Consider the following 22070-nt stretch of genomic DNA (forward strand, 5'->3'; position numbering starts at 1 on the left):
CCCAATCCCCGTTCCCCATTTCTTAAAAAACGGTCAATACACAGAGAAATAAGGCTTCAGTCCACTCAACGACTGCGCCGTAAGTATCTCCAGTGTGTCCACCTAATTTGTAGTTGAACCATGCACCAGTTAAAGTGGCGATCGCACTTCCAACAACGATCGTTGTCAGTGCGAGAAATAGCTGCTGTTTATCTATTAGCCAAAGTAAACCACTCAAACTAAACAACAACAACAATCCCGGTAACAAATCTTTGTAAGAACGAATGGCTTGTTTGTGAAATGCGCCTTTACCAGTAGCTTTCAGATAAGGGTATCGCGCGATCGCTAGTTGTTGTCCCCAACGTCCCCAGCCACAAGCAGCCATCAGCAATAACCAACGGTTTTCTGGCATATCCGCTAAAGCTGTTATTTTCAGCATCACCAAGGCGATCGCAGCCATTGCCCCAAAAGCACCTGTAGCACTATCTGCCATCACCTCCAGTCGCCGATCTGGGTCGCCCACTGCTAAACCATCGGCAGTATCCATTGCCCCATCTAAATGCAATCCTCCAGTTATGGCAATCCAAATACTTACTACCAAAGCACTGCGAGTTAGCACGGGCATACCAATATAATTCATTCCCGTATCCAGTAACCCTAAAATGCCCCCAATTATCAACCCGACAAGGGAAGCAAGACGTGCCACTCCCCGAAAATCCAATCCGTTTAAATACGGTAGTGGAATAATTGTGTAAAATATAATACTAGCTGCCAGCTTTAACAGCAGCTTTTTCCACCACTGTTGCTGTTTCGTCATCTAAATTACATTAATTTTTGGTAAATTGCTGGATAATAGTCTTTATTTCGGTACAACCAACATCAGTAGACTTTAAAACTTTAGATAAGATTTACTTCCATTAAACATTCTCGTTGAAAATTTTGTTATGCTGGTCTAAGTGGCAATTAAATAACTGGAGTAATTCTTTATACATAAATAATTATTTAGGAAGTTAAAATTCCATTAGGGAGTAAAATTTGTGTTTTGTATTTGTCAATTAAAAACTTACTCCAAATTATTAGACGATTGCCCCATAAAATTGATATTTTTTTAAATGTAGGGAGTAAACAAGCTATTCAATTATGACAGTTTAGCTATGTTGTTGCTCTCCTTAGCTCAATCGCAATTTTCCTATGAGTCACCATCTACCCGACACCAGGATACCGGCTCCGTGCATTATTAACACGGGCATCATTGTGAATAAGCTCGACATCCGGCGATTGCTGGCAGATTTAGGTCGAGTCCACTACATCTACACCCAAGAAGATAAGGTACTGAGCGAGGGTGAAGGGGATGTGATGGAAGTTTTTGCCAATCCGCAAAGGTCTACCTTAGTGGCTAACCGCGCGCTATATCTGAATGTTTGTAGTTTTGATTACTTGGAACTAAAACAGTCGTCGCAACAAGAAACCTACTTCGATTTGATCCAAGAAGGAGTGTGTCTGCGGTTAATTCCCCGATCAACCCCTTTACAAGAGCGACGAGAGCGAAGCTTCAATGTCAGCGCCATAGAAGCGATGATGGAACAAGTACTCTCAGCCAGGTGGGATGCAGAAATTGACGATGACTGTTCTGATTCTTTCTAAATAACAATTATTTAGAGTATATACTCGTAAAGTTGGTAACTAGGTTAGTAATGAATGCTTAAGTGTTCACTAAAACTCAATTACCAATTATTGATGTTTGTCCATAATTTAGCCAAATAATATTAATTTTGCCCTAATACCATTTGGTTTTATGGCTGCTAGTATCGCAAGGCGGAAGTCAAAAGGAGCCAGTGCGTTGGGCGGCTCTGCCGACTTGTTCGCGCAGCGTCTCCCAAGGGGAGAAGCAACTGGCGTTCAAAAATCAAAAGTTAAAAAGCTTTCATTTTGGGCTTTCTGGCTGTAATGAAATGGTAGGTTTATTTCTGCGGCGTTGTACTAGTTATGGATTTCTGAAACTCTTTACCAGATTAGTGTTTCACAATCCAAAATCTAAAATCTAAAATTCCAAATGGCATGAGTGCGAATTTTTCTTTTCAATGTCTTGCTTGCTGTAGTCAAACAAAAGCTAGAGCAGGAGTGTTTTTCACCCCTCACGGTCTTGTAGAAACCCCCAGATTTATGCCAGTAGGAACGCTGGCTAATGTCAAAACTATTACTCCATCTCAGCTACGAGATACTGGGGCACAAATGATCTTATCCAATACTTATCATCTTCACCTACAACCAGGGGAAGCGATCGTGGCTGGGGGTGGTGGGTTGCATAAATTTATGGGTTGGAACGGCCCAATGCTCACAGATTCGGGTGGGTTTCAGGTTTTCAGCTTAAGCGAAATGCGAAAAATTACTGAAGAAGGCGTAACTTTTCGCTCGCCCCATGATGGACAAATTATCAATTTAACACCAGAGCGCTCCATTGAAATTCAAAATACTTTGGGGGCCGATGTGATTATGGCCTTTGATGAGTGTCCGCCCTACCCAGCGACTCGCCAAGAGGTAGAAACTGCAACTGAGCGCACTTACCGCTGGTTAGAACGCTGTATAACAGCTCATCGACGCAGCGATCAGGCGTTGTTTGGGATTGTGCAAGGGGGCGTGTATTTGGATTTGCGTTGCGGTGCTGCGGAAGCTTTAGCTAAATTGGATTTGCCCGGATATGCCATTGGTGGCGTGAGTGTGGGAGAACCGCCAGAATTGATGGCTGAGGTTGTCAAAGTGACAGCACCGCTTCTACCCCCCGAAAAGCCGCGTTACTTGATGGGTGTGGGTACTTATCGAGAAATGGCGATCGCGATCGCATCTGGTATAGACTTATTTGATTGCGTCATTCCCACCCGCTGGGCAAGACATGGTACAGCGATAGTCCAAGGCGGACGCTGGAATTTAAAAAATGCTAAGTTTCGTGACGATTTTACGCCATTAGATGAAACTTGTTCGTGCTACACTTGTGAAAATTTTAGCCGTGCTTACATATCTCATTTAGTGCGATCGCAGGAAATTTTGGCTTACACCTTGTTGAGCATTCACAACATTACCGAACTAATTAGCTTTACGCAAAAAATTCGAGAAGCAATATTGAGCGATCGCTTTGTTGCAGAATTTGGTCACTGGCTCAACTCATCTGAATCAGCATCAGATAAGGGTGAAATTACAAATGACTATTGACCAACGATCGAGACTTAAACCATGTTAAGATACTTCTCAATTATGAAAGCTGTGTTGGATAGGTGGATTTAAACAAACATGGAAGCAGCACTTTTATTAGCAAAACTGCCAGAAGCTTACCAAATCTTCGATCCTTTGGTAGACGTTCTCCCAGTTATCCCCGTATTCTTCTTGTTGCTTGCTTTCGTTTGGCAAGCAGCTGTGGGATTTAGATAAGTTAATCTATTATTCAATTTATAGGACAGGTAGACTACCTGTCCTATTTTTTTTGCAGCGTCGTGTTTGATAAAGTTAATATTTATTAATATTTTGCAACAAATTATTATAATAAATAAGATGTTAATCAAGCTATGTCAATATGAAGCCTTGAAAGCCAAGCTTATTAGTTAAGGAGGAAGTTAGTTGTGGGTAATATCAAATTCGTTAAAGAAAATAAAGAAGTAGTGGCGGCAGATGGTGCTAATCTCCGCCTCAAGGCGATACAAAATGGCATTGACATATATAAATTGATTGGCAAGATGACCAATTGTGGTGGTAATGGTCAGTGTAGTACTTGTATTGTAGAAATAGTCGCAGGACTAGAAAATCTTTCCCCCCGCACAGACGTAGAAAACCGAAAATTCAAGAAAAAGCCGGAAAATTACCGCCTTGCCTGTCAAACTTTAGTGAATGGCTCAGTCAGCGTAGTCACGAAGCCTTAAGTTCTCAAATGTGTCATGTATCCAGTCAGTAGTCAAAATACTTACTAAAATTGAGTTTCCTCTATACGAGACGCTACGCGGATATTTTGAATTTTGAATTTTGAATTGGTATAACTCTGTCATCGTTGATGCTATCCTAATGTTGTTGACTGGAAATTTAAGAGAGGCTTTCTTGCCATGCAAGTTAATGACCTGGGGTTCATAGCGAGCATTTTGTTCGTACTAGTCCCTGCTGTGTTTTTACTAATTCTGTACATCCAAACTGCTAGCCGCGAAGGTGGAAAAGATAGTTAAGAATTTGTGTATAAAATAAATAACCCCTGCACCAATAGTGTAGGGGTTTTTATTTATCAACTATCATTTAGTGCTGTTAGCGTAGCCTGTGCTGAGTGCTGAATAGTAAAGACAAGACAAATCTTACTTCTTTACTATTTTATGACAACAATTATTATACTCAACACTGTTTACTTTAAGCGATTGTCCGCGCCAACAATACTGGGCAAGTGGCATTGACTCGAACATAGTCAGACAAGGAAGATCCGATAAGGCGATCTATGTCAACAAAACTCTTAGCGATCGATGGACGACGATCTGGAGAACCGAGCAATAATAAGTCTATATTCAACTCTTCTGCCAATCGACAAATTTCTTCACCAGGCTTTCCACTGCTGATATAAGAACGAGATTGGATGCCTTGTTTTTCCGCTTCTGCAACAGCGGCTGCTAAAACTGGATTTTTGTCGGAATTAACCTGGGTTATTTCCGATTTTTTACCCCCAAAATCTGCACTAATATTTGCCAAAATTAACTCGCCACCCGGAATATCCCGGAGTAAAAACAGTGCTAATTTCAAGCAATTTTTTGCTGAATCAGAATTGTCTATTGCCACCATAATGCGTTTAATTCTTTTAACATAAATGTCATCTTTTACCAGCAACATGGGGCGAGAAGATAGTTGGAAAACATACTGACTGACTGAGTTCGATAAAATCGATTGCAGCCGCTTCAGTCCACGAGAACCCATAATAATTAAGTCAGCGTCGATTTCATCAGCGACTTGGCAAACCACATCTTTAGGGTCGCCTTCACGCAAAATTGAAGAAACTTGGCTAGGATCTAAGTTCAAGGTTTGAATGGCATTCGCCAGAATTTTACCACCATTTTCCCATTTAGCTGTCATGGTAGTAGCAGTTCTTTGTGCAGGAACAACATGCAAAATCGTAACTTTTGCAGATTGAATTGAAGGGATTTCTTTCAGGGTTTTGAGCATTTCCTCTGCGTGTCCCAATCCCGATACAGCCAGCAAAATTCTTCTGATCATCTTACGTAATTTTTGTGAAGTTTACTTTTGTTTTCGCTGTTGGTACTTGGCTCTGGTCGTATTTTCAGCACCTTACTTGACAACCTAGTTAGTAAGTCGGCACAAATAAACTTTGTTTTTTAGTATTTAACACTTAAACAAACGGCAAAAGATAAAAAACTAAACAAATGTTTAAGTTTGTTTGCACTTAGTTACTTAAACTTTCAACTAGACTTCAACTATTAAGCATACTCTCAATTTAGTCTGATGAACTTAATAAATTATGATGTTAGTTATTATTTTAATCTATGTTTACTTTTGTTAATTAGAGTTTAGTTAAGTATTGCAAATAAATGCCAAAATAACTTTATAGTAAAATTGATTCAGTATAAGCCTTAACAGGCGATCGCTTCCGACTTTAATAGTCTACATTTTTTCTGAATTTCCTATCTTCCCTGCTTTTTTAAGTGTTTTGCAGTTTTGATAAATCAGATAAGATTGCTATATCCGAACACCTGCAAAATGCGGGATAACAACATCCGAATTCGGATATTCTAATAGTCGAAATCATATTTAAGACTATATTGAAACCCTCCAGATTATATTTGGAGGGTTTGTTTGATGACTTGTGAGATTTACTTAACTTAGAAGTGCCCCTGGTTCTCCGTTTTGGACTACAAACGAAGCTAGGGTTTTGACAGAGGCATTCAAGTCAACGATGCTTGATACAACGCGATAGTCACTTTGCCAGCGTTTTGGAGTCAGGTTGCAACGGACATATCCTCGGTAAGCACCGTCAAAGAACTTAGTATGGGGATTGTTGCTTAGGGAAGCTTGAGCTGGAGCGATGAATGCTGTGGGAAAATCAGATGTAATTGAGGTTCCTACAAACTCAGTGCCTACAGTTGGTGAGTTTGGGTTATTAAAGTCAAGCTTCAGGTCGTGTACCCAACTAGAATGGATGTCTCCAGCAATTACCACTGGATTAGAGGGTTGGCGCTGGTTGAGAAAACTCAAGAGCCGATTACGTGCAGCCACGTAACCGTCCCACTGATCTAAATTGAAGACACCGACACCTGAACTACTATTGAAATTGTATTCGGCTAGCATGGTCTGTTGAGCAATCACATTCCAGCGCGATCGCGATTGGTCTAACCCTTTTCGTAGCCACTGTTCTTGTTCTGAGCCGGTCATCGTAGCATTTGTATCAAAAGCTTGGGGACAGCGAGGCTTGAATCCGTCATCACAAGGTTGATTAGTGCGGTATTGCCTGGTGTCTAAGACGTTGAACTCAGCTAAATTACCGAAAGTCAACCGCCGATAAAGCAGCGCGTCTGGGCCCTTGGGCAATGAAGACTGACGTAAGGGCATGTGTTCGTAGTAAGCCTGGTAGGCATTGGCTCGGCGTTTTCTAAAAGCCTCTTGGGTTTGGTTATCTTCGGGGCTTAAGTTGGCGTAGTTGTTGTCAACTTCATGATCGTCCCAAGTGACAATCCAGGGAAAAGCCGCATGAGCAGCCTGGAGATTCGGATCAGTTTTGTACAGAGCGTGGCGATTGCGGTAGTCGGAAAGAGTGATAATTTCTGGACTATTATGCTGGCGGGGCCCACCAGATTGGGGCCCGTATTCATAGATGTAGTCACCTAAATGAACCACAAGGTCGAGATTTTCCTCAGCCAAATGCCGATAAGCCGTATAGTAGCCATTTTGCCAGTCTTGACAGGAAACAAAAGCAAAGTTCAGTTGTTGGGTATAGCTATAAAATGCTGGTGCTGTACGAGTCCGTCCAATGGGGCTAACTTCCTTACCTGCTTGAAATTGATACCAGTACCAACGGTCAGGGTTTAGCCCCCGGACATCAACGTGGACTGAGTGTGCTAACTCTGGTGTCGCTAGTACTGTTCCTCGCCGCACAACCTGTTTCATATTTTCATCAAGGGCAACTTGCCACCGCACTGGAACATTTACCAGTGGCATTCCACCTCCAGAGAGTGGATTTGGAGCCAATCGTGTCCAGATAACAACACCATCCGGCAAAGGATCGCCAGAGGCAACACCAAGACTAAACGGATAGCCAGAAAACCTTGAGTTAGCCAATACCGGATGCCATTGGCTAGCTATTGTTAAACCTGTTAAGAATCCTGCACCCAACAAAAAATTCCGCCGTTTGCACCGATTTGCTAGCAGGCGTGTACCATCCATAAGTTCCATCTTCACCCCTTCCCAGATGTAAATACAGTTGGCAAACTTCAGGAGGGTCAGTTGTAAAAGCACAAATAATGGCTTGATTTGACTTGTTTCCTAATTGCTGCTCAACCAAACACAAGGAACCTACCAAACCAGGATCAAGTAGAAATTAAGATTTTGTTAAGTTTAAAATTGAATTAGGGGATTGGGACTGAGAAAATTTTGTGGGGAATTTAAACCCACCACCAAAATAGTAAATAATTTATGACAGTTAACAATACAGTTTTGGGAGAGATTGAAAAAGTTAAGCAATTGCTAGCTTATGGAAAATTTGAACAAAAAACTGATGCCCTTCTAGATGCTTTTGAGTATGGAGAAGCTGGCTTAGACTTGATTATTCAAGCTTTACACAACTCAGAGGTTGATGTTCAAGAAGCAGCTTATTGGCTACTTCAGGAAAATACAGAGCCAAGAGTAAAACTAGCATTACAGGCATACAACCCCTATTTATTTTTTAAATATCTTTTTACTATTGAAAGGTATACAGATGAAGTTCGCAAGATAGCTTGTGTAGATATAAGCCAAGAGTTGCAAACCTTAGTTACTTGTAATTATAAAAACATAATTCAAGTGTGGAATATGCAAACACAACAAGTAATATGCACATTCCAGCCAGAAGCAACGAAGGAATTCGATCAAATCGCGATCGCACCCAACAATCACGTTTTAGGACTTTGGAATTGTAATGATTATGCTGAAGTGTGGGATCTAAAAACAAAAGAAAAAATCTTCACTACACATCGGCGCTCAGATTGGTTTTGGTATATTGCTTTTAGCCCAGATGGTCAATCATTTTTAAATGCTGTTGACGGAGAAATTTGTGAATTGTGGGATATACAAATAGGAGAAATAATTTCCTATATTTCTATGTTTGATCTGGGTCATAATTTTATCTATTCAAATTCGCAAGTTTTAGTGAGTGAAGAACAAGGCTTTGACCAAAACTATGAAATATGGGATTGGCAAACACAACAAGTAATTTGCACCTTAAGCCTTTCAGGGTATATGCCTGTAATTACTGTCAGCCGCGATCAACGCTTTTTACTTAGTGGTAGTCGAGACAATGGAACCATTAAAGTGTGGAACATTCGGACAGGTCATGAACTTTGTAGTCTCACAAGTCATTCATCGTCAATTACTGGTCTTGCAATTAGCTCAGATGGACAGAGACTATTTGTTTGGAGTGGAGACAGCACCGTTGAGGTGTGGGGAATTTAATTATTCACGGTGATTTGAGATAGTTTTACTTCACAATTCAGAATTGTACTGTAGAAATTACGAATTATTTAAAACCTGCCATTTCCCTGAACAATGTGCTTAACGGTAGTCAAGGTTTCCAGGCTGATAAATCCCCGACGATGACCTTTTTGGTTAGACATACCGAGAAACACTGAATCTCCCCGCGAAGGGTTGCGGGAAAAACGCGGGGAAGTGTTGATGTAGGTAGAGGCACTAGTAACTCCCAAGGCAAACTGCCGACTTTCCTGGTAGGATTCAGTCACGATGGAGTCGGCATGACCACTGCTGTATTCATTAATCCAGGCGATCGCAGCCTCTAAGCTATCCACCAGTTTAAAAGCTACTGTCCTTGTTAAATAAGGGTTTCCCCATTCGCCTTCCTTTACCAGTTGCAACTGAGGAAAGGCTTGTACTAGTTCTGCATCACCTTTAATTTCAAAGCCTTTTTCTATCAAGCTGTTCCATAAAACTGCTAAAGATGATGGCAAGGCTTGACGATGAATTAGTACCTTTTCAATGGCGTTGACTTGATCGGGTTCACTTTGATGGCTATTAAGAATCATCCAGCGCACCATTTCTAAGCTGCTATTCAGCGACCAGTAAAGGTAACAGTTACCCATCGCTGACTTCAAAACTGGGCAAGTTGACTGTCGGACTACCTGCTGCACTAAGCTAGAACGTCCATAGGGAATAACTAAATTCACGTACTGGTCTTGGATGACTAAATCTCGAATCGAAGCACCATGTTCTGCTGTGATCAGTTCTAGACAGCCCGGAGCTAGACCAACTTCTGCGATCGCACTTTGCAGTACCTCAGCGATGACCGCGTTAGAATGGCTAGCTTCAGTACTGCCTTTGAGAATTATACAATTACCAGTTTTGATACAAAAACCCGCTGCGATCGCCCCTAAATCGGGAAACGCCTCATAAATAAATCCAATTACTCCCAAGGGCATTAACTGGGTATAACTCTGGGAATCTTCCAGTTGATAATCAGCGGTTCTGACGCGTCGCAGCGGATCTGATAATTCCCCCAACCGTTGTAAAATGTCTACTGTCATCTCTAGCCTTGTGGGAGTCAGCTTCAGCCAATCCAATATCAGCTCAGGCACTGCCATTTCCCGACTGGCTTCTAAATCCAAGGTATTGGCTTCTAGAATGTCATCAAATGAGCGCTCAATCGCCTTGGCCATTGCCAATACTGCACGACTGCGATCTGCTCCCTTTGTGAGTCCCAACTTTAGGGAAGCTTGATAGGCTCGTTGGGCACTAGTAATCGGTTCGGGGTGGTCATCTAAAACTTCAACAGTCATTGAGTTAACGTCTGTAGGTAAGCCAGACCATTAGTGCTGGTAGGATAGCCAATAGCACCGCCACCATTGCCCAAGCAATAATGCTGGAACCATTTGCTAATCGCAGTGCTAATGGCAGCCATATAATCACTAGCACGAAAATAATGCCCAGCGCTATAGGCAGATAGCTTTCTCCCAAGCGAGGATGGACAACATGCCAACTATTTCCCATCCAACGCCAAGCCCGTTTGTAGGGATAGGTGGTGGAAAGCTGTTCTAGGACGTGACCATTATCTTCTACCACAAAGATTTGCTGACAGCGATCGCAACCAAATGCTTCTGTCAGCGTAATCGGAATTAACTGACCCCGACGACGACAGGGACAGGGGTATTCGGTATTGAAATCGATTTTTTCGGGTTTTTGAGATTGCACAAGCGTTCTAATAACTTGAGCGTGTTTTACACGAACTGCGAGAATATAATGCCTTAGAGGCTTCTGTGCTTATATACATAGAAAGGCAATACAAACATTGTCCTGATTAAAAATAGTAGATGCAGCTAACTTTAAGTATACTAGTTGCCAAATTAGTACGGAGTTATCTATTTGTAGTCTTTCCCCGTAGCTGGCGATCTTGTTTAAAAATTTCCTTCTCTTCATCTGTCGCTTTCAAGGTAATGTGGTTGCGTTTTTGGAGATTTATTATGCTGACACACCCGGTACAATTTTAAGCATAGGTGGCGACCACTCCGAAAGCAAATCCTTTGGGAAGGCTACACTTGTAAACAACACACATTAACAAACTCCTAATTTCCCTTTGCGCCTATATATTAATATGAGTTCTCAAGGTTAGATTGGCATTAGATTCAATCTCTATTCCTTAAAATTCACAAGCGTTTGCAAAGGGAGAATTGCTAAAACATCTATTGTAGTGTGTAACTCTTTGTCCAAATATATAGATTGTGGCTAATCTTGATTAATCTGTCCACATTTGGAGCGGTTTACAAGAGTGCAGAGCTAATTTCTGAATACTTCAACGCACCCTAAAAAGACTAAACCTCTTGGAATTTTTAAATTCAAGAGGTTTTAGTTGGAAGCGGGTAACGCGATTCGAACGCGCGACATTCACCTTGGCAAGGTGACGCTCTACCACTGAGCTATACCCGCGATCATCACCCAAATATTAATATCTCAGATTTATTTGTCATTGTCAACCCCTTAATTTGGTCATTGGTCATTCGTCATTAGTCATTCGTCATTAATGAATAACAAAGGACAAAAAGGACAAATGACTAATGATGGATTAGCCGAGTTCTTCTGACTCGACAGTTAAATTGCCGACGCTGGTACTTTGAAAAGAGGCTGGCAAAGACTGGCTATTACGAGAATATGGCTCTGCCAGGTTAGAACGCAGTTGCCGCATGAGGCTTGCCATTTCTAGGGCATTCAGAGCGTAATCCCAGCCATGATTACCTTTTATGCCTGCCCTTTCAAGGGCCTGCTGCATAGTATCCACTGTCAAAATGCCAAAAATTACTGGCACCCCAGTTTGAAAGCTAGCGGCAGCAATGCCTTTAGAAACCTCTGAGGATACGTAATCAAAATGAGGTGTTTGTCCTCGAATGACTGCGCCAAGACAAATTACAGCATCATAACGATGGGAAATTGCTAATTGGCGAGCTACTAAAGGTACTTCAAAACTTCCCGGAACCCAAACATAGTCCACCTGATTACCTTGGGGGTTAGGGTCTACACCGTGGCGTTTTAAACAATCTTGACATCCCTCTAGCAACTTTCCGGTAACTAGGTCATTGAATCGACCAATCACCACTGCAAACCGCAAAGGCTCCGTTTGGGTAAAAGTTCCCTCGAAAACTGCCATGACTGCCTCTTTATCAACTATACTTCTGGCCAATATACATTTCTTATTTAAATGTAGAGGAGCAGGAAAGCGCGGTCAAAATAAAGTTACTAGGAAAAAGAAAAAATCCCTTGTTTCCCTTAACCTTTGACCTTGGCTTTTCTGCCCCTCTAGTTCTTATATTATGTGCCTGCGCCAGAGCGAAGCCGTCGCCTACACGACAAAAAAGTTTAACAAACCAACTAAAAATACCAAACCAATCCAGACGCCAGAACCAAGCCAGAGCAGTTTTTTAGATTCACCCCAATTTTGGGGAGTGGCGTAAGCAACCGGAACTCCAACAACGAGGACAAAAGACAACACTACTAGACCTATCAAGGCAAATTGGAATATTATGGTCATTTTTGCTTCTCCCAATACAGCGAAATACTAAGGTATAGAATATCCTAAAGGGCGACACTGACACTTTCTTATTATTTTTAAGCTAGCAGAAATTTCAACATTTTTGTCATTTGTCCTTTGTCTAAGTATCAATGACTAATGACTAATGACTTTATAACTATGGATTTAATTCTTTGTCACACAACAGCAGATTTTGACGCATTAGGAGCAGCAGTAGGGTTAACGCACCTACTATCGGGAAGCAAGATTGTGCTAACTGGCGGCTCTCATCCTACTGTACGGGATTTTTTAGCATTGCATCGGGATGAATATCCTTTGATTGAACGCCGTTCGGTAAATTCCGAAAAAATTCGCTCTCTGACTGTGGTGGATACACAACAGCGCGATCGCTTGGGTAAAGCTGCCCAGTGGTTAGATTTACCTAGTCTAAAAGAGATTATAGTTTATGACCATCACTTAGGACAAGAATCAGATATTCCCGCGACGCGATCGCATATTGACTCAGTAGGAGCCACGACAACTTTAATCGTCGAGCAATTGCAACAACAGGAAATTTCCTTGACTCCTGCTGAAGCAACTGTGATGGCTTTAGGTATCCACGTTGACACTGGCTCCTTGACTTATGACCAGTCCACACCACGGGATGCTTTAGCTTTAGCTTGGTTGATGGAACAAGGTGCTAGTTTATCAGTAATTTCCACCTACCGGGATCCCGGATTATCTCCGCAATTGCAGCAGCTATTAACTGAGGCACTGGAAAGTTTAGAAGATATCTGTCTACATGGATATACGGTTGCTTGGGTAACTTTGAAAACTGAGGCTTTTGTGCCAGGGCTATCGAGCCTAGCTTCGGAACTTGTGGAATTAACCGAAATTGATGCCCTACTATTGGCTAATGAGTATCCTTTAGGTGAAGAGGATTCACGCTTAACTGTAATTGGGCGATCGCAAATTCCCAAAACGAATCTTAACCTATTATTCCAACTCTTGAGCGGTGGCGGTCATTCGCAAGCCGCATCGCTAAATCTAAGGGGAGTTGATTCGCAGGCAATATTAAAACAACTCCTTGACGGGATAAAAGCACAAATTCCCCATCCCCTCACTGCTAAGGATTTGATGTCTTCTCCTGTCCGCACGATTCTGCCTGAAACCACAATTGCCGAAGCCCAGCGTATTTTATTACGCTATGGACACTCTGGTTTATTCGTAGTCGATACTCAAGAGCAACTAGTAGGTATTATTTCGCGGCGGGATATTGATATTGCCTTACACCACGGATTTAGTCATGCACCAGTCAAGGGCTACATGACCAAGAATCTCAAAACAATTACACAAGATACGACATTACCACAAATTGAGTCGCTGATGGTGACTTATGATATCGGACGCTTACCAGTATTGGAAAATGAGCAGTTAATGGGCATTGTCACCCGTACTGATGTCTTGCGGGAATTGCATCAAGAAAGAGATGAAGACCAAGAGGGAGAGCAAAAATTCAAAATTCAAAATGACGCTCACAGACTCGCTAACGCTGCGCTAACAAAATTTAAAATTCCTCTCAGGACTGAATTGCAAAATCGCCTTGCTTTGCAACTGTGGCAATTACTCACTACAGCATCGCAAGAGGCAGAAAAACGGGGTTGGCATCTTTATCTAGTGGGCGGTGCGGTGCGGGATTTGCTATTAACAGAAGCAGTAGCGGACACTTTGATGATTAAAGATATCGATCTTGTGGTTGATGGCTTTCATAAATCAGCAGATGTCGGTGCTGGTGTGGAATTAGCAAAGGCACTCCAACAACTTTACCCTATGGCTCGCTTAGAAATCCACGGGGCTTTTCAAACTGCGGCTTTGTTGTGGCACAAAGACCCAGAATTAGATTCTCTATGGGTAGATATTGCCACTGCTAGAACAGAATTCTATCCTTATCCAGCCGCAAATCCAGAAGTTGAGGCGAGTTCCATTCGTCAAGATTTGTATCGCCGAGATTTTACTATCAACGCCCTCGCCTTGCGCCTGACTTCCCCTCGTACTGGTGAATTACTCGATTTTTTTGGGGGATTACTAGATTTACAAGCTAAACAAATTCGGGTTTTACACGCCAATAGCTTTATCGAAGACCCCACCCGCATTTTTCGTGGCGTGCGCTTTGCCGTGCGCTTCGGATTTCAGATAGAATCGCAAACTGAAGAGTTTATCCGTTATGCCATCAACAGTGGTGTTTACGATCGCACTGCTCAAGAGAATAGCAAAACTCCAGCCCTACAAACTCGACTGAAAACAGAATTAAAACACATCCTAGAAGCCCCCTACTGGAAATCAGCTTTACAGTTACTCGATAACTTAGAAGCTTTGCAATGCATCCATCCTACCCTAAAGCTAGACGCAGAACTCCTGCGACAATTACGTTTGCTAGAACGCTGTTTGCGGCGATTTGACCCGCAACCAACCCTCATTCATTGGGAAATGCGTTTAGAAGCGTTAATCGCCCATCTAGCACCACAATATCGGGCAAAAGTAGCAAAAAATCTGCAATTGCAAGAAGATGGCATTAAACGCTTGCAAAACTTGGCTTCTGCCCAAGCTGAGGTAATGGAATCTTTACCTAAGTGTCAAAGTCCTAGTTCAGTAGTACAGTTGTTGCGACAGTACGATTTACCAATGCTGATTTTAATTGCTGTGCAAAGTCCGCGATCGCTTAGACATCAGATTTGGGAATATTTAACTGTTTGGGCTAATGTGCAGCCACTATTGAATGGCAATGATTTAAAGAAACTGGGTTACAAACCAGGGCCTCAATATCGACAAATATTAGATGATATGCTTGCTGCTACCTTAGATGGAGTGATTAAAGATCGCAGAGAAGCTGAAGAGTTTTTAGCGCAACACTATCCTAAATAAAATAGCTCTGGTCTAAATTGTATCTGGATTGATATTTAACTCCCGCAGTTTTGCTGCTAAACGTTCTGCTTTTTGTTGTGCTTGTTCTGCTTTTTGTTCTGCTTGTTCTGCCTTTTGTTCTGCTTCTTCTGACGTTTCTTCCGGTGTTGGTACTAGTTGCCAATCTCGTGTAAAAAACCGCAATAAACCTTGATAAACTCCCAAATATAACCCTAATTGCTGACTCCACAAATATCCTTGTTCACTTGCTTGTAGAGGTTGATATTCTCCATCTACTAAATGAAATCCGGCAAATTCTTGTGTGTAAGGGTCGAACCAAAAATAATCCAACGTGCGGAAAGTATCTTGATAAATTTCTTTTTTTAAACCTTTATCAGTATTCGCTGTTGAGTCAGACAAAATTTCTAGAATTACATTCGGATATTTGCCATCTTCTTCCCACACTACCCAACTTTTACGGGTTTTACGTTCAGTTCCCAGCACTACAAAAAAGTCTGGCCCTCGGAAGTATTCTGATTTGCGTTGGCGTGGACTGTAATAGATAGTCAAATTTCCGGCTGCATAGAAATCATTTCTATCTCGCCATAGCCATTCCAGACAAGTTAAAAGTAGGATTATTTGTCGTAGATGCAGTTCTGTTTCCAAAGGAGGTTCATCACTATATAAATCACCAGGAGGAAATATAACATCTTGGCAGATGCCTTGTTGAGATTCTAATTCTTGAGCTATGGTCATAGAATGGATACGGCATCAAGTAGTTATGGATTTATTTTAGCAGTCTTGTAGTTAGCGATCGCGTCGCGTACCGTAGGTAATCGCTTATTTTTAGGGTAAGGGTAAATAAAGTATTCAGTCTTGATATTCATCGTCTTCTGATGCCAAAGCAACTATTATGAGTTCTTCTATATTCTCACCAATACTTAAATTTTGATTGAGGATAAAAATTCCTGGTACGTGACGATTAACAGCGATATGTTCAGCTAAATGTACTGGCAGAAAAGTTCGGTTATTTGTCACTAATATAAAATTATTATCCTCACACCAACACTGAATTTCTGGATCGAGTGTACTTTTTGGTGGAGTTCCTGATTCTCCTACCACTTTAATCGCAATATTAGGTTCTCTTAGCCTAATTTGATTTGGATATACAGAATTGACATTTTCATCAATCAGATATTGCAGTGTCATGCTTGCTGTTTAGCTTGTCTTTCAATTCGGAGTTGGCGCAGTTTTTCTGACACTGGCGGGGGATTAAGCCGCTGTTGTTCTCGCATTCTATGACCGTGTTCTATCCAGTTTTTCATGTAAGTACTGACAGTTTCTTTGTTTTGCAAATACTTGCTCTAAAGATATTATTTGATAAATTTGGACAATTTCTTCTGGAGAACGTCTACAATCAATGTATTCATAAAGAATTGTTTCAATCCCAATTATTGAGTCTTTGAGTCTAATATCTTCAGAAGATAGGAAGTTGAAATACTCTGTGATTTCTTTGGTAGGCACTAGATTAACTTATATTCATTTGTTATATATATCGTAATCTTTTTGTGAAAGCGATCGCACTACATGAAGAGGTAGCAAAAAAATGCGATGTCTAGCGACAAGCCGCTTTGCATCTACGGACTCTTAGCTAGATTAAGTTTCATTATTAGGAATATCATTTTCATCTGATTTGATAGCTTTTATCACCTGTTGTACTATCTTTGGATGTAACACTTTTCCTGCATGAAAAGGAAGTACTACCCTAATGTCATTTAGACGATATACTCTGTGACTACCTTTACTTCGTATTAAAGTAAAACCCGCATCTAATAGTAGATTTTCGGCTTCCTTGGCTGTTAAACGCGGTAGTTTAGGCAAGTTGTATCTCTAAAAACATTGTAAAAATTTCTTTGTTTAAAAGTACCTGTTTCTCTGATTCTGATAAAGTTTCTAGGTAGAGTCTAACCGCTTCTTCGATATTTTCTTTTACCTCTGCCAATGAATCGCCTTGACTTTGACAGCCTGGAAGTTCTGGAGAATAAGCATAATAGCCATTTTCATCTTTTTCGATAATAATGTTAATTTTGTAAGACATAGAAATTGTTTATTGTTTGGTTTAATCTAAATTTTAGCAATCTTATAGCGATCGCACTAAATTAAAGCTTTGTGAAAACTGGCGATCGCATTCTTAAGTTAGGTAGAAAAAAAGAGAGTGTAATTTTATCTTGATTACAAACAAGACAAGATCCCCGACTTTTTAAATAAGTTGGGGATCTGTTTCATTACGGTTTAATTAAACATACCTCAGACTGTGTTTAATATCTCGATGAATTATCGGCGGAATCCGATTTTGCAGATATACAAGAATTTCTAAAGCTTTAACTGCAATTTGCTTAATTTATTCTGGTGCAAAGCTGCGGGTTTCTGCTAAAGATGGGGCATTGATATATTCTTGAACTAGACAAAAGCCATCAGGTCAATCAAAAGAACTCAGATAGTGAGGAATACCAGGATGATTAAGTTTCTGTAAAAACAAGTAAAATATGCCAATTTTGTTGTGTATTACGCAAATACACTTAAATTAGCAGGGGTGATTCAATTAATCAATTTTTTTAACAATAGTTATTTATTCTTGTGGGATGGGCGTCTCGCCTGTCCTGGAGCAGGCAAGATGCCCACTCCACAAGATGTATTTAAGACAGAATAAAACTGCTGTAAGTTTTTCTAGTAGGGCTGGTGTGTGGAAATAGAAAAAGCGATCGCTACCCTTCCGAAATACCTTCGTGCTACACTGTAGTCAATATCAAACCTCTTCACAACTCCAATGAAATAGCTGAAATGAAGTAGTATCAAACACGTGTTGCATTAAAGCAACAAATGTTAACAAAGAATAAACGCAACTAGTTTGACAGGGTTACTTCACATAGTCATGTACTAAAAATATTGTCATCATTCCTATCTATATAGAACCGTTTGACGAGTGTCTGCGGCTGAGTTTTTTTGTGTTTAATCTACCCGTAACTTTTGGAAACACGCGGGTGGAAGTTTGCGAATTGAGGTTTGAGAAGAATGCCGAAAAAATCAATATTGTTAGCTGAGAATTTAGCCTACGAACTCAGCGTAGATAAGACTTTGTTTCAAAGAGTTCAGGTAAGTATTGAAGTAGGCGATCGCATTGCTTTGGTTGGTCGCAACGGGGTAGGGAAATCAACCCTTTTCAAGATACTTGCAAGTCAAATTCACCGATATACAGGTTCAGTTTGGTGTAATGGTATTGTCTACTATTTACCACAAATCAGCACTATCAAGCAAGAAATTACTGCAAATACAGTACTTAATTTTTTGATTTCCATCTCTGATGAATGGTGGAAGATTGAAGATATTTTGCAAACACAATTCCACACCAAAGTTGACTTATCTTTACCAATCGCTAACTTGAGTGGTGGAGAACTTACTAAACTGTTTTTGGCGATCGGTTTAGCTCAAGAGTCAAACTTGTTATTGCTCGATGAGCCAACTAATCACATGGATTTGCAAGCATTAGAAAGCCTAAGACACTTTCTTTTGAATTTCACAGGTGCGTATATAATTGTCTCTCACAAGCCTTTTTTCTTAGACCAAGTGACAGAAGTTACCTGGGAACTTACACCTGCTGGCGTGAAAATATATGGCGGTAATTTCTCGTACTATCGAGAACAAAAAGAAATAGAGTTAGAGGTAGCATTGCGATCGCACGAAGCCGCCAGAAAGGAACTCAAACGTACCCAAGCCACGGCTATGCAAGAACAGCAGCGCGCAGTCCAATCTAGTCGCAACGGTCGCGCCAAGTTTCTGAATGGTAGCATTGATAGAATGGCAGCAGGACTGATTAAAACCAAAGCTGAGGTGTCTACTGGAACTGCGAAAAAGAAACATGAAGCAGCAGTAGCAAAGGCTAATCAAAAGGTTGCACAGACGAAGGTCAAAACTACCAAAGTAACAAGTATTCAGCTAGAAGAAAAAAACCAAAAGCGCCGAAATTTAATTAATATCCAGGGTGCAAATCTTAGGAGATCAGAGCGTCTATTGATTCAAAATATTCAACTGCATATATCATCTGGCGATCGCATAGCCATTATCGGCGCAAACGGTTCTGGTAAATCAAGTTTGGTAAAAGCAATTTTGGGGATGGAAAATCAAACAACAGTTTTAGAATCAGGTGAAGTTTTGCTTGCACCAGCCATGAAAGCTGTATATCTGGATCAAACCTACGAATTGGTAAATCGCCAATACACAATTCTGGAAAATATGCAAGCGGACAATCCTCATCTCAGCTATCAGCTTTTGCGTCAACAACTAGGACACTTTCTGTTTAAATATGATGACGTTCACAAAAACGCTTCTGTACTTAGTGGAGGTGAATTGGCAAGATTAGCGATCGCTATGATCAGTATCTTAGAAATTGATTTATTGATTCTTGATGAGCCAACTAATAACCTGGATATTGAAACTGTTGAACAAATAGTAGTAGGTATCAATGATTACCAAGGAGCGCTTTGGGTAATATCCCACGATATCGATTTCCTCAGCCAGATTAACATTACCCAAGGTTTCAAGTTGAGGGAACAAACTTTGCAAATGACAACTTATTTACCGAGTACACCAGAGCAATATTATCGAGAGTTGCTGGAATGTGATAAAAAAAGCGATCGCCTTATATAAATTTCTAGCTCAACAACAGAAGCCGCAAAGCATACAGGCAAGTTATAATTCTCTTGCGGATCAACGTAACAAAAATTTATGAGTAACCCCCTTGTGCAAGCCTTTTTCGTAGGCAGAGCAGTAGCTGAAGTAGTTAATGAGCGTTTAGAGGTCGCCTTGACCGATGCTTTGAGCGATCTGGGCAAATTTGATGCAGAAGCTAGAGAGCAGTTGCGCCAGTTTACAGAAGAAGTCCTAGAGCGGGCAAATCGGGCAACAGAAGCAGCTAATGCCAGTCAACCTACCACAGGTACTGGACAAGCCAGTTCTGATTCCGGTGACTTGCAAGCAGATATTGACGAATTACGAGCCGAAATTGCCCTGTTACGAACAGAATTGCAACATTATCGTAGAACTTCTGCATAAATTTTAGTCATTAGTCATTGGTCATTAGTCATTGGTCAAAAATTATGTACAAATGACAAAAGACAAATGACAAAGGACATTTAAGAAAAAAACAGTTTAGGAATCAGAGTGTCTTTTCTTCCAAGTGATTCGGTCGCAAACCAACGGTAAACAAAGTATATGGAACAAGGTTATTCAGAGAAGGCATACCGTTGGAATCGGGAAAAATACTCTAGCAAACGGCGTTTTGTGGACATTTGGTCTTTTGTCTTGACCTTATTGTTCAAACTTTGGCTATACAACAAATCTTGGAGTTATCCAGGTGGTGTGACTGATGTAAAGCAAGCTGCAAGACGCAAAACCCAAGCGGTTTGGATTCGCAGTACTCTACTGGATTTAGGGCCAACCTTCATCAAAGTTGGGCAACTGTTTTCTACCCGTGCTGATATATTCCCTGGTGAATATGTAGAAGAACTAGCCAAGTTACAAGACAAAGTACCCGCATTTAGTTATGAGCAAGTAGAAGCGATCGTTGAGAAAGAACTAGGCAAGAAAATTCCTGAACTCTTCGATAATTTTGAACCGATTCCCTTAGCTGCTGCTAGCTTGGGGCAAGTACACAAAGCTGTGCTACATACTGGGGAATCGGTTGTTGTCAAGGTGCAACGTCCTGGACTAAAGAAATTATTTGAAATAGATTTACAGATTCTTAAAGGAATTACCCGCTACTTTCAAAACCATCCCAAATGGGGACGTGGGCGAGATTGGTTGGGTATTTACGAAGAATGTTGTCGCATTCTTTGGGAAGAAATTGATTATCTTAACGAAGGTCGTAACGCCGATACTTTTCGCCGGAACTTTCGCGGCTACGATTGGGTAAACGTCCCCAGAATATACTGGCGTTACGCCACTTCCAGAGTGCTGACTTTAGAATATCTCCCTGGAATTAAAATTAGTCAATACGAAGCTTTAGAAGCAGCAGGTTTAGATCGAAAAGCGATCGCTCGTCAAGGCGCTCAAGCCTACTTATTACAATTACTTAATAGTGGCTTTTTCCACGCCGATCCTCACCCAGGCAATATTGCTGTTAGTGCAAATGGTGCTCTAATATTCTACGATTTCGGCATGATGGGGCGGATTAAGTCCAACATCCGCGAAGGATTGATGCAAACACTGTTTGGCATTGCTCAAAAAAATGGCGATCGCGTTGTGCAATCTTTGATAGATTTAGGTGCGATCGCCCCAACTGATGACATGGGCCCAGTGCGGCGTTCCGTCCAGTATATGCTGGATCATTTTATGGATAAGCCCTTTGAGAACCAATCAGTTGCAGCAATCAGTGACGACCTTTACGAAATAGCTTATAATCAGCCATTTAGATTTCCAGCAACTTTCACTTTCGTGATGCGAGCCTTTTCTACTCTAGAAGGGGTAGGCAAAGGCTTAGATCCAGAGTTTAACTTTATGGAAGTTGCCAAACCTTATGCAATGCAACTTATGACCGATATGAATGGTTCTGATGGGAATAGCTTTCTTAACGAATTAAGTCGCCAAGCAGCTCAGGTAAGTAGTACCGCCTTGGGTCTGCCACGTAGATTAGAGGATACACTGGAGAAGCTAGAGCAAGGAGATATGCGTTTGCGCGTTCGGTCTATAGAAACCGAACGCCTGCTGCGGCGACAGAGCAGTATTCAGCTCTCAATAAGCTATGCTCTGTTAATCAGCGGTTTCACGCTTTCAGCTACTATTTTAGTGGTTAAGGATTATCTATGGTTGGCACTGCTGCCTGGTTTAATTGCAGCGGCGCTTTCAGCGATTCTGATCCGATTACTTTTACGCCTCGACCGTTACGATCGTATGTATTAATTATTGCAAA

General features: G+C 41.2%; 23 protein-coding genes, 1 tRNA gene and 1 pseudogene. 11 read left to right on the plus strand and 14 right to left on the minus strand.

What is annotated here, in order from left to right:
• Window positions 1-22: 22 nt before the first annotated feature.
• The gene (gene cobS / locus ACFE93_RS16240) at window positions 23-796 is read right to left on the minus strand and encodes an adenosylcobinamide-GDP ribazoletransferase (RefSeq protein ID WP_375474262.1); all 774 of its coding nucleotides are present in this window, start codon (window positions 794-796) and stop codon (window positions 23-25) included.
• A gap of 374 nt (window positions 797-1170) precedes the next feature.
• On the opposite strand from cobS, the gene ACFE93_RS16245 reads away from it, so the two are divergent.
• The 6 genes from ACFE93_RS16245 to psbM all read left to right on the plus strand — a co-directional run bounded on the left by ACFE93_RS16245 (window position 1171) and on the right by psbM (window position 4181).
• Complete coding sequence (locus ACFE93_RS16245; RefSeq protein ID WP_375474263.1) at window positions 1171-1623, plus strand: hypothetical protein; 453 nt, start codon at window positions 1171-1173, stop codon at window positions 1621-1623.
• A 151-nt stretch (window positions 1624-1774) separates the two neighbouring features.
• On the plus strand, window positions 1775-1927 hold the full coding sequence (locus ACFE93_RS16250) for a hypothetical protein (RefSeq protein ID WP_375474264.1): 153 nt from the start codon (window positions 1775-1777) through the stop codon (window positions 1925-1927).
• Window positions 1928-2037: 110 nt separating this feature from the next.
• Window positions 2038-3186 carry a tRNA guanosine(34) transglycosylase Tgt gene (tgt, locus tag ACFE93_RS16255; protein ID WP_375474265.1) on the plus strand — a complete coding sequence of 383 codons (1149 nt, stop codon included), beginning with the start codon at window positions 2038-2040 and terminating at the stop codon, window positions 3184-3186.
• A 78-nt stretch (window positions 3187-3264) separates the two neighbouring features.
• The gene (locus tag ACFE93_RS16260; RefSeq protein WP_006195022.1) at window positions 3265-3402 is read left to right on the plus strand and encodes a photosystem II reaction center protein K; all 138 of its coding nucleotides are present in this window, start codon (window positions 3265-3267) and stop codon (window positions 3400-3402) included.
• Window positions 3403-3590: 188 nt separating this feature from the next.
• Complete coding sequence (locus ACFE93_RS16265) at window positions 3591-3887, plus strand: 2Fe-2S iron-sulfur cluster-binding protein (protein WP_375474266.1); 297 nt, start codon at window positions 3591-3593, stop codon at window positions 3885-3887.
• Between the two features lie 177 nt (window positions 3888-4064).
• A complete protein-coding gene (gene psbM, locus ACFE93_RS16270) occupies window positions 4065-4181 on the plus strand; it encodes a photosystem II reaction center protein PsbM (protein WP_084227279.1) in 117 nt (38 codons plus the stop codon).
• Window positions 4182-4356: 175 nt separating this feature from the next.
• On the opposite strand, the gene ACFE93_RS16275 is transcribed toward psbM, so the two are convergent.
• Together ACFE93_RS16275 and ACFE93_RS16280 are read right to left on the minus strand one after the other, a co-directional pair.
• Complete coding sequence (locus ACFE93_RS16275; RefSeq protein WP_375474267.1) at window positions 4357-5208, minus strand: universal stress protein; 852 nt, start codon at window positions 5206-5208, stop codon at window positions 4357-4359.
• 618 nt (window positions 5209-5826) lie between these two features.
• Complete coding sequence (locus ACFE93_RS16280) at window positions 5827-7398, minus strand: alkaline phosphatase D family protein (RefSeq protein ID WP_375474300.1); 1572 nt, start codon at window positions 7396-7398, stop codon at window positions 5827-5829.
• A 240-nt stretch (window positions 7399-7638) separates the two neighbouring features.
• On the opposite strand from ACFE93_RS16280, the gene ACFE93_RS16285 reads away from it, so the two are divergent.
• The gene (locus tag ACFE93_RS16285; RefSeq protein ID WP_375474268.1) at window positions 7639-8652 is read left to right on the plus strand and encodes a WD40 repeat domain-containing protein; all 1014 of its coding nucleotides are present in this window, start codon (window positions 7639-7641) and stop codon (window positions 8650-8652) included.
• A 68-nt stretch (window positions 8653-8720) separates the two neighbouring features.
• Here the strand turns inward: ACFE93_RS16285 and ACFE93_RS16290 are convergent, their stop codons facing one another.
• The 5 genes from ACFE93_RS16290 to psbZ all read right to left on the minus strand — a co-directional run bounded on the left by ACFE93_RS16290 (window position 8721) and on the right by psbZ (window position 12226).
• The gene (locus tag ACFE93_RS16290) at window positions 8721-9986 is read right to left on the minus strand and encodes a glutamate-5-semialdehyde dehydrogenase (protein ID WP_375474269.1); all 1266 of its coding nucleotides are present in this window, start codon (window positions 9984-9986) and stop codon (window positions 8721-8723) included.
• Window positions 9987-9990: 4 nt separating this feature from the next.
• Window positions 9991-10398 carry a hypothetical protein gene (locus ACFE93_RS16295; RefSeq protein ID WP_094348002.1) on the minus strand — a complete coding sequence of 136 codons (408 nt, stop codon included), beginning with the start codon at window positions 10396-10398 and terminating at the stop codon, window positions 9991-9993.
• A gap of 660 nt (window positions 10399-11058) precedes the next feature.
• Window positions 11059-11130: transfer RNA gene (locus ACFE93_RS16300), tRNA-Gly, on the minus strand.
• 136 nt (window positions 11131-11266) lie between these two features.
• Window positions 11267-11845 carry a 6,7-dimethyl-8-ribityllumazine synthase gene (gene ribH, locus ACFE93_RS16305; protein WP_104908234.1) on the minus strand — a complete coding sequence of 193 codons (579 nt, stop codon included), beginning with the start codon at window positions 11843-11845 and terminating at the stop codon, window positions 11267-11269.
• A gap of 192 nt (window positions 11846-12037) precedes the next feature.
• Window positions 12038-12226, minus strand: coding sequence for a photosystem II reaction center protein PsbZ (gene psbZ, locus ACFE93_RS16310; RefSeq protein WP_292863021.1), 189 nt, complete (start codon window positions 12224-12226; stop codon window positions 12038-12040).
• Between the two features lie 159 nt (window positions 12227-12385).
• On the opposite strand from psbZ, the gene ACFE93_RS16315 reads away from it, so the two are divergent.
• Window positions 12386-15127 (plus strand): CBS domain-containing protein, encoded by a 2742-nt coding sequence (locus ACFE93_RS16315; RefSeq protein ID WP_375474301.1) that lies wholly within the window; start codon window positions 12386-12388, stop codon window positions 15125-15127.
• A 12-nt stretch (window positions 15128-15139) separates the two neighbouring features.
• Here the strand turns inward: ACFE93_RS16315 and ACFE93_RS16320 are convergent, their stop codons facing one another.
• The 6 genes and pseudogenes from ACFE93_RS16320 to ACFE93_RS16345 form a co-directional block, all read right to left on the minus strand.
• The gene (locus ACFE93_RS16320; protein ID WP_375474270.1) at window positions 15140-15862 is read right to left on the minus strand and encodes a Uma2 family endonuclease; all 723 of its coding nucleotides are present in this window, start codon (window positions 15860-15862) and stop codon (window positions 15140-15142) included.
• Between the two features lie 114 nt (window positions 15863-15976).
• Window positions 15977-16315: a DUF5615 family PIN-like protein gene (locus tag ACFE93_RS16325; protein WP_375474271.1), complete on the minus strand. Its 339-nt coding sequence runs from the start codon at window positions 16313-16315 to the stop codon at window positions 15977-15979.
• A complete protein-coding gene (locus ACFE93_RS16330) occupies window positions 16312-16461 on the minus strand; it encodes a hypothetical protein (protein WP_375474272.1) in 150 nt (49 codons plus the stop codon). The genes ACFE93_RS16325 and ACFE93_RS16330 overlap by 4 nt, the downstream gene beginning before the upstream one ends.
• 301 nt (window positions 16462-16762) lie before the next feature.
• Entirely contained in the window at window positions 16763-16987 is a 225-nt protein-coding gene (locus tag ACFE93_RS16335) for a type II toxin-antitoxin system HicA family toxin (protein ID WP_375474273.1), read from the minus strand.
• Window positions 16980-17204, minus strand: coding sequence for a type II toxin-antitoxin system HicB family antitoxin (locus ACFE93_RS16340; RefSeq protein ID WP_375474274.1), 225 nt, complete (start codon window positions 17202-17204; stop codon window positions 16980-16982). The genes ACFE93_RS16335 and ACFE93_RS16340 overlap by 8 nt, the downstream gene beginning before the upstream one ends.
• Window positions 17205-17423: 219 nt before the next feature.
• A pseudogene (locus ACFE93_RS16345) lies at window positions 17424-17639 on the minus strand (serine/threonine protein kinase); the annotation flags it as partial.
• 539 nt (window positions 17640-18178) lie between these two features.
• Between ACFE93_RS16345 and abc-f the strand changes: the two are divergent.
• From abc-f to ACFE93_RS16360, 3 genes are all read left to right on the plus strand, one after another.
• A complete protein-coding gene (abc-f, locus tag ACFE93_RS16350; RefSeq protein ID WP_375474275.1) occupies window positions 18179-19810 on the plus strand; it encodes a ribosomal protection-like ABC-F family protein in 1632 nt (543 codons plus the stop codon).
• Between the two features lie 78 nt (window positions 19811-19888).
• A complete protein-coding gene (locus tag ACFE93_RS16355) occupies window positions 19889-20215 on the plus strand; it encodes a DUF6825 family protein (RefSeq protein WP_375474276.1) in 327 nt (108 codons plus the stop codon).
• A gap of 159 nt (window positions 20216-20374) precedes the next feature.
• Window positions 20375-22060: an ABC1 kinase family protein gene (locus ACFE93_RS16360; protein WP_375474277.1), complete on the plus strand. Its 1686-nt coding sequence runs from the start codon at window positions 20375-20377 to the stop codon at window positions 22058-22060.
• Window positions 22061-22070: the final 10 nt, after the last annotated feature.

This window comes from uncultured Nostoc sp. (genome assembly GCF_964247315.1).
Lineage (GTDB): Bacteria > Cyanobacteriota > Cyanobacteriia > Cyanobacteriales > Nostocaceae > Nostoc.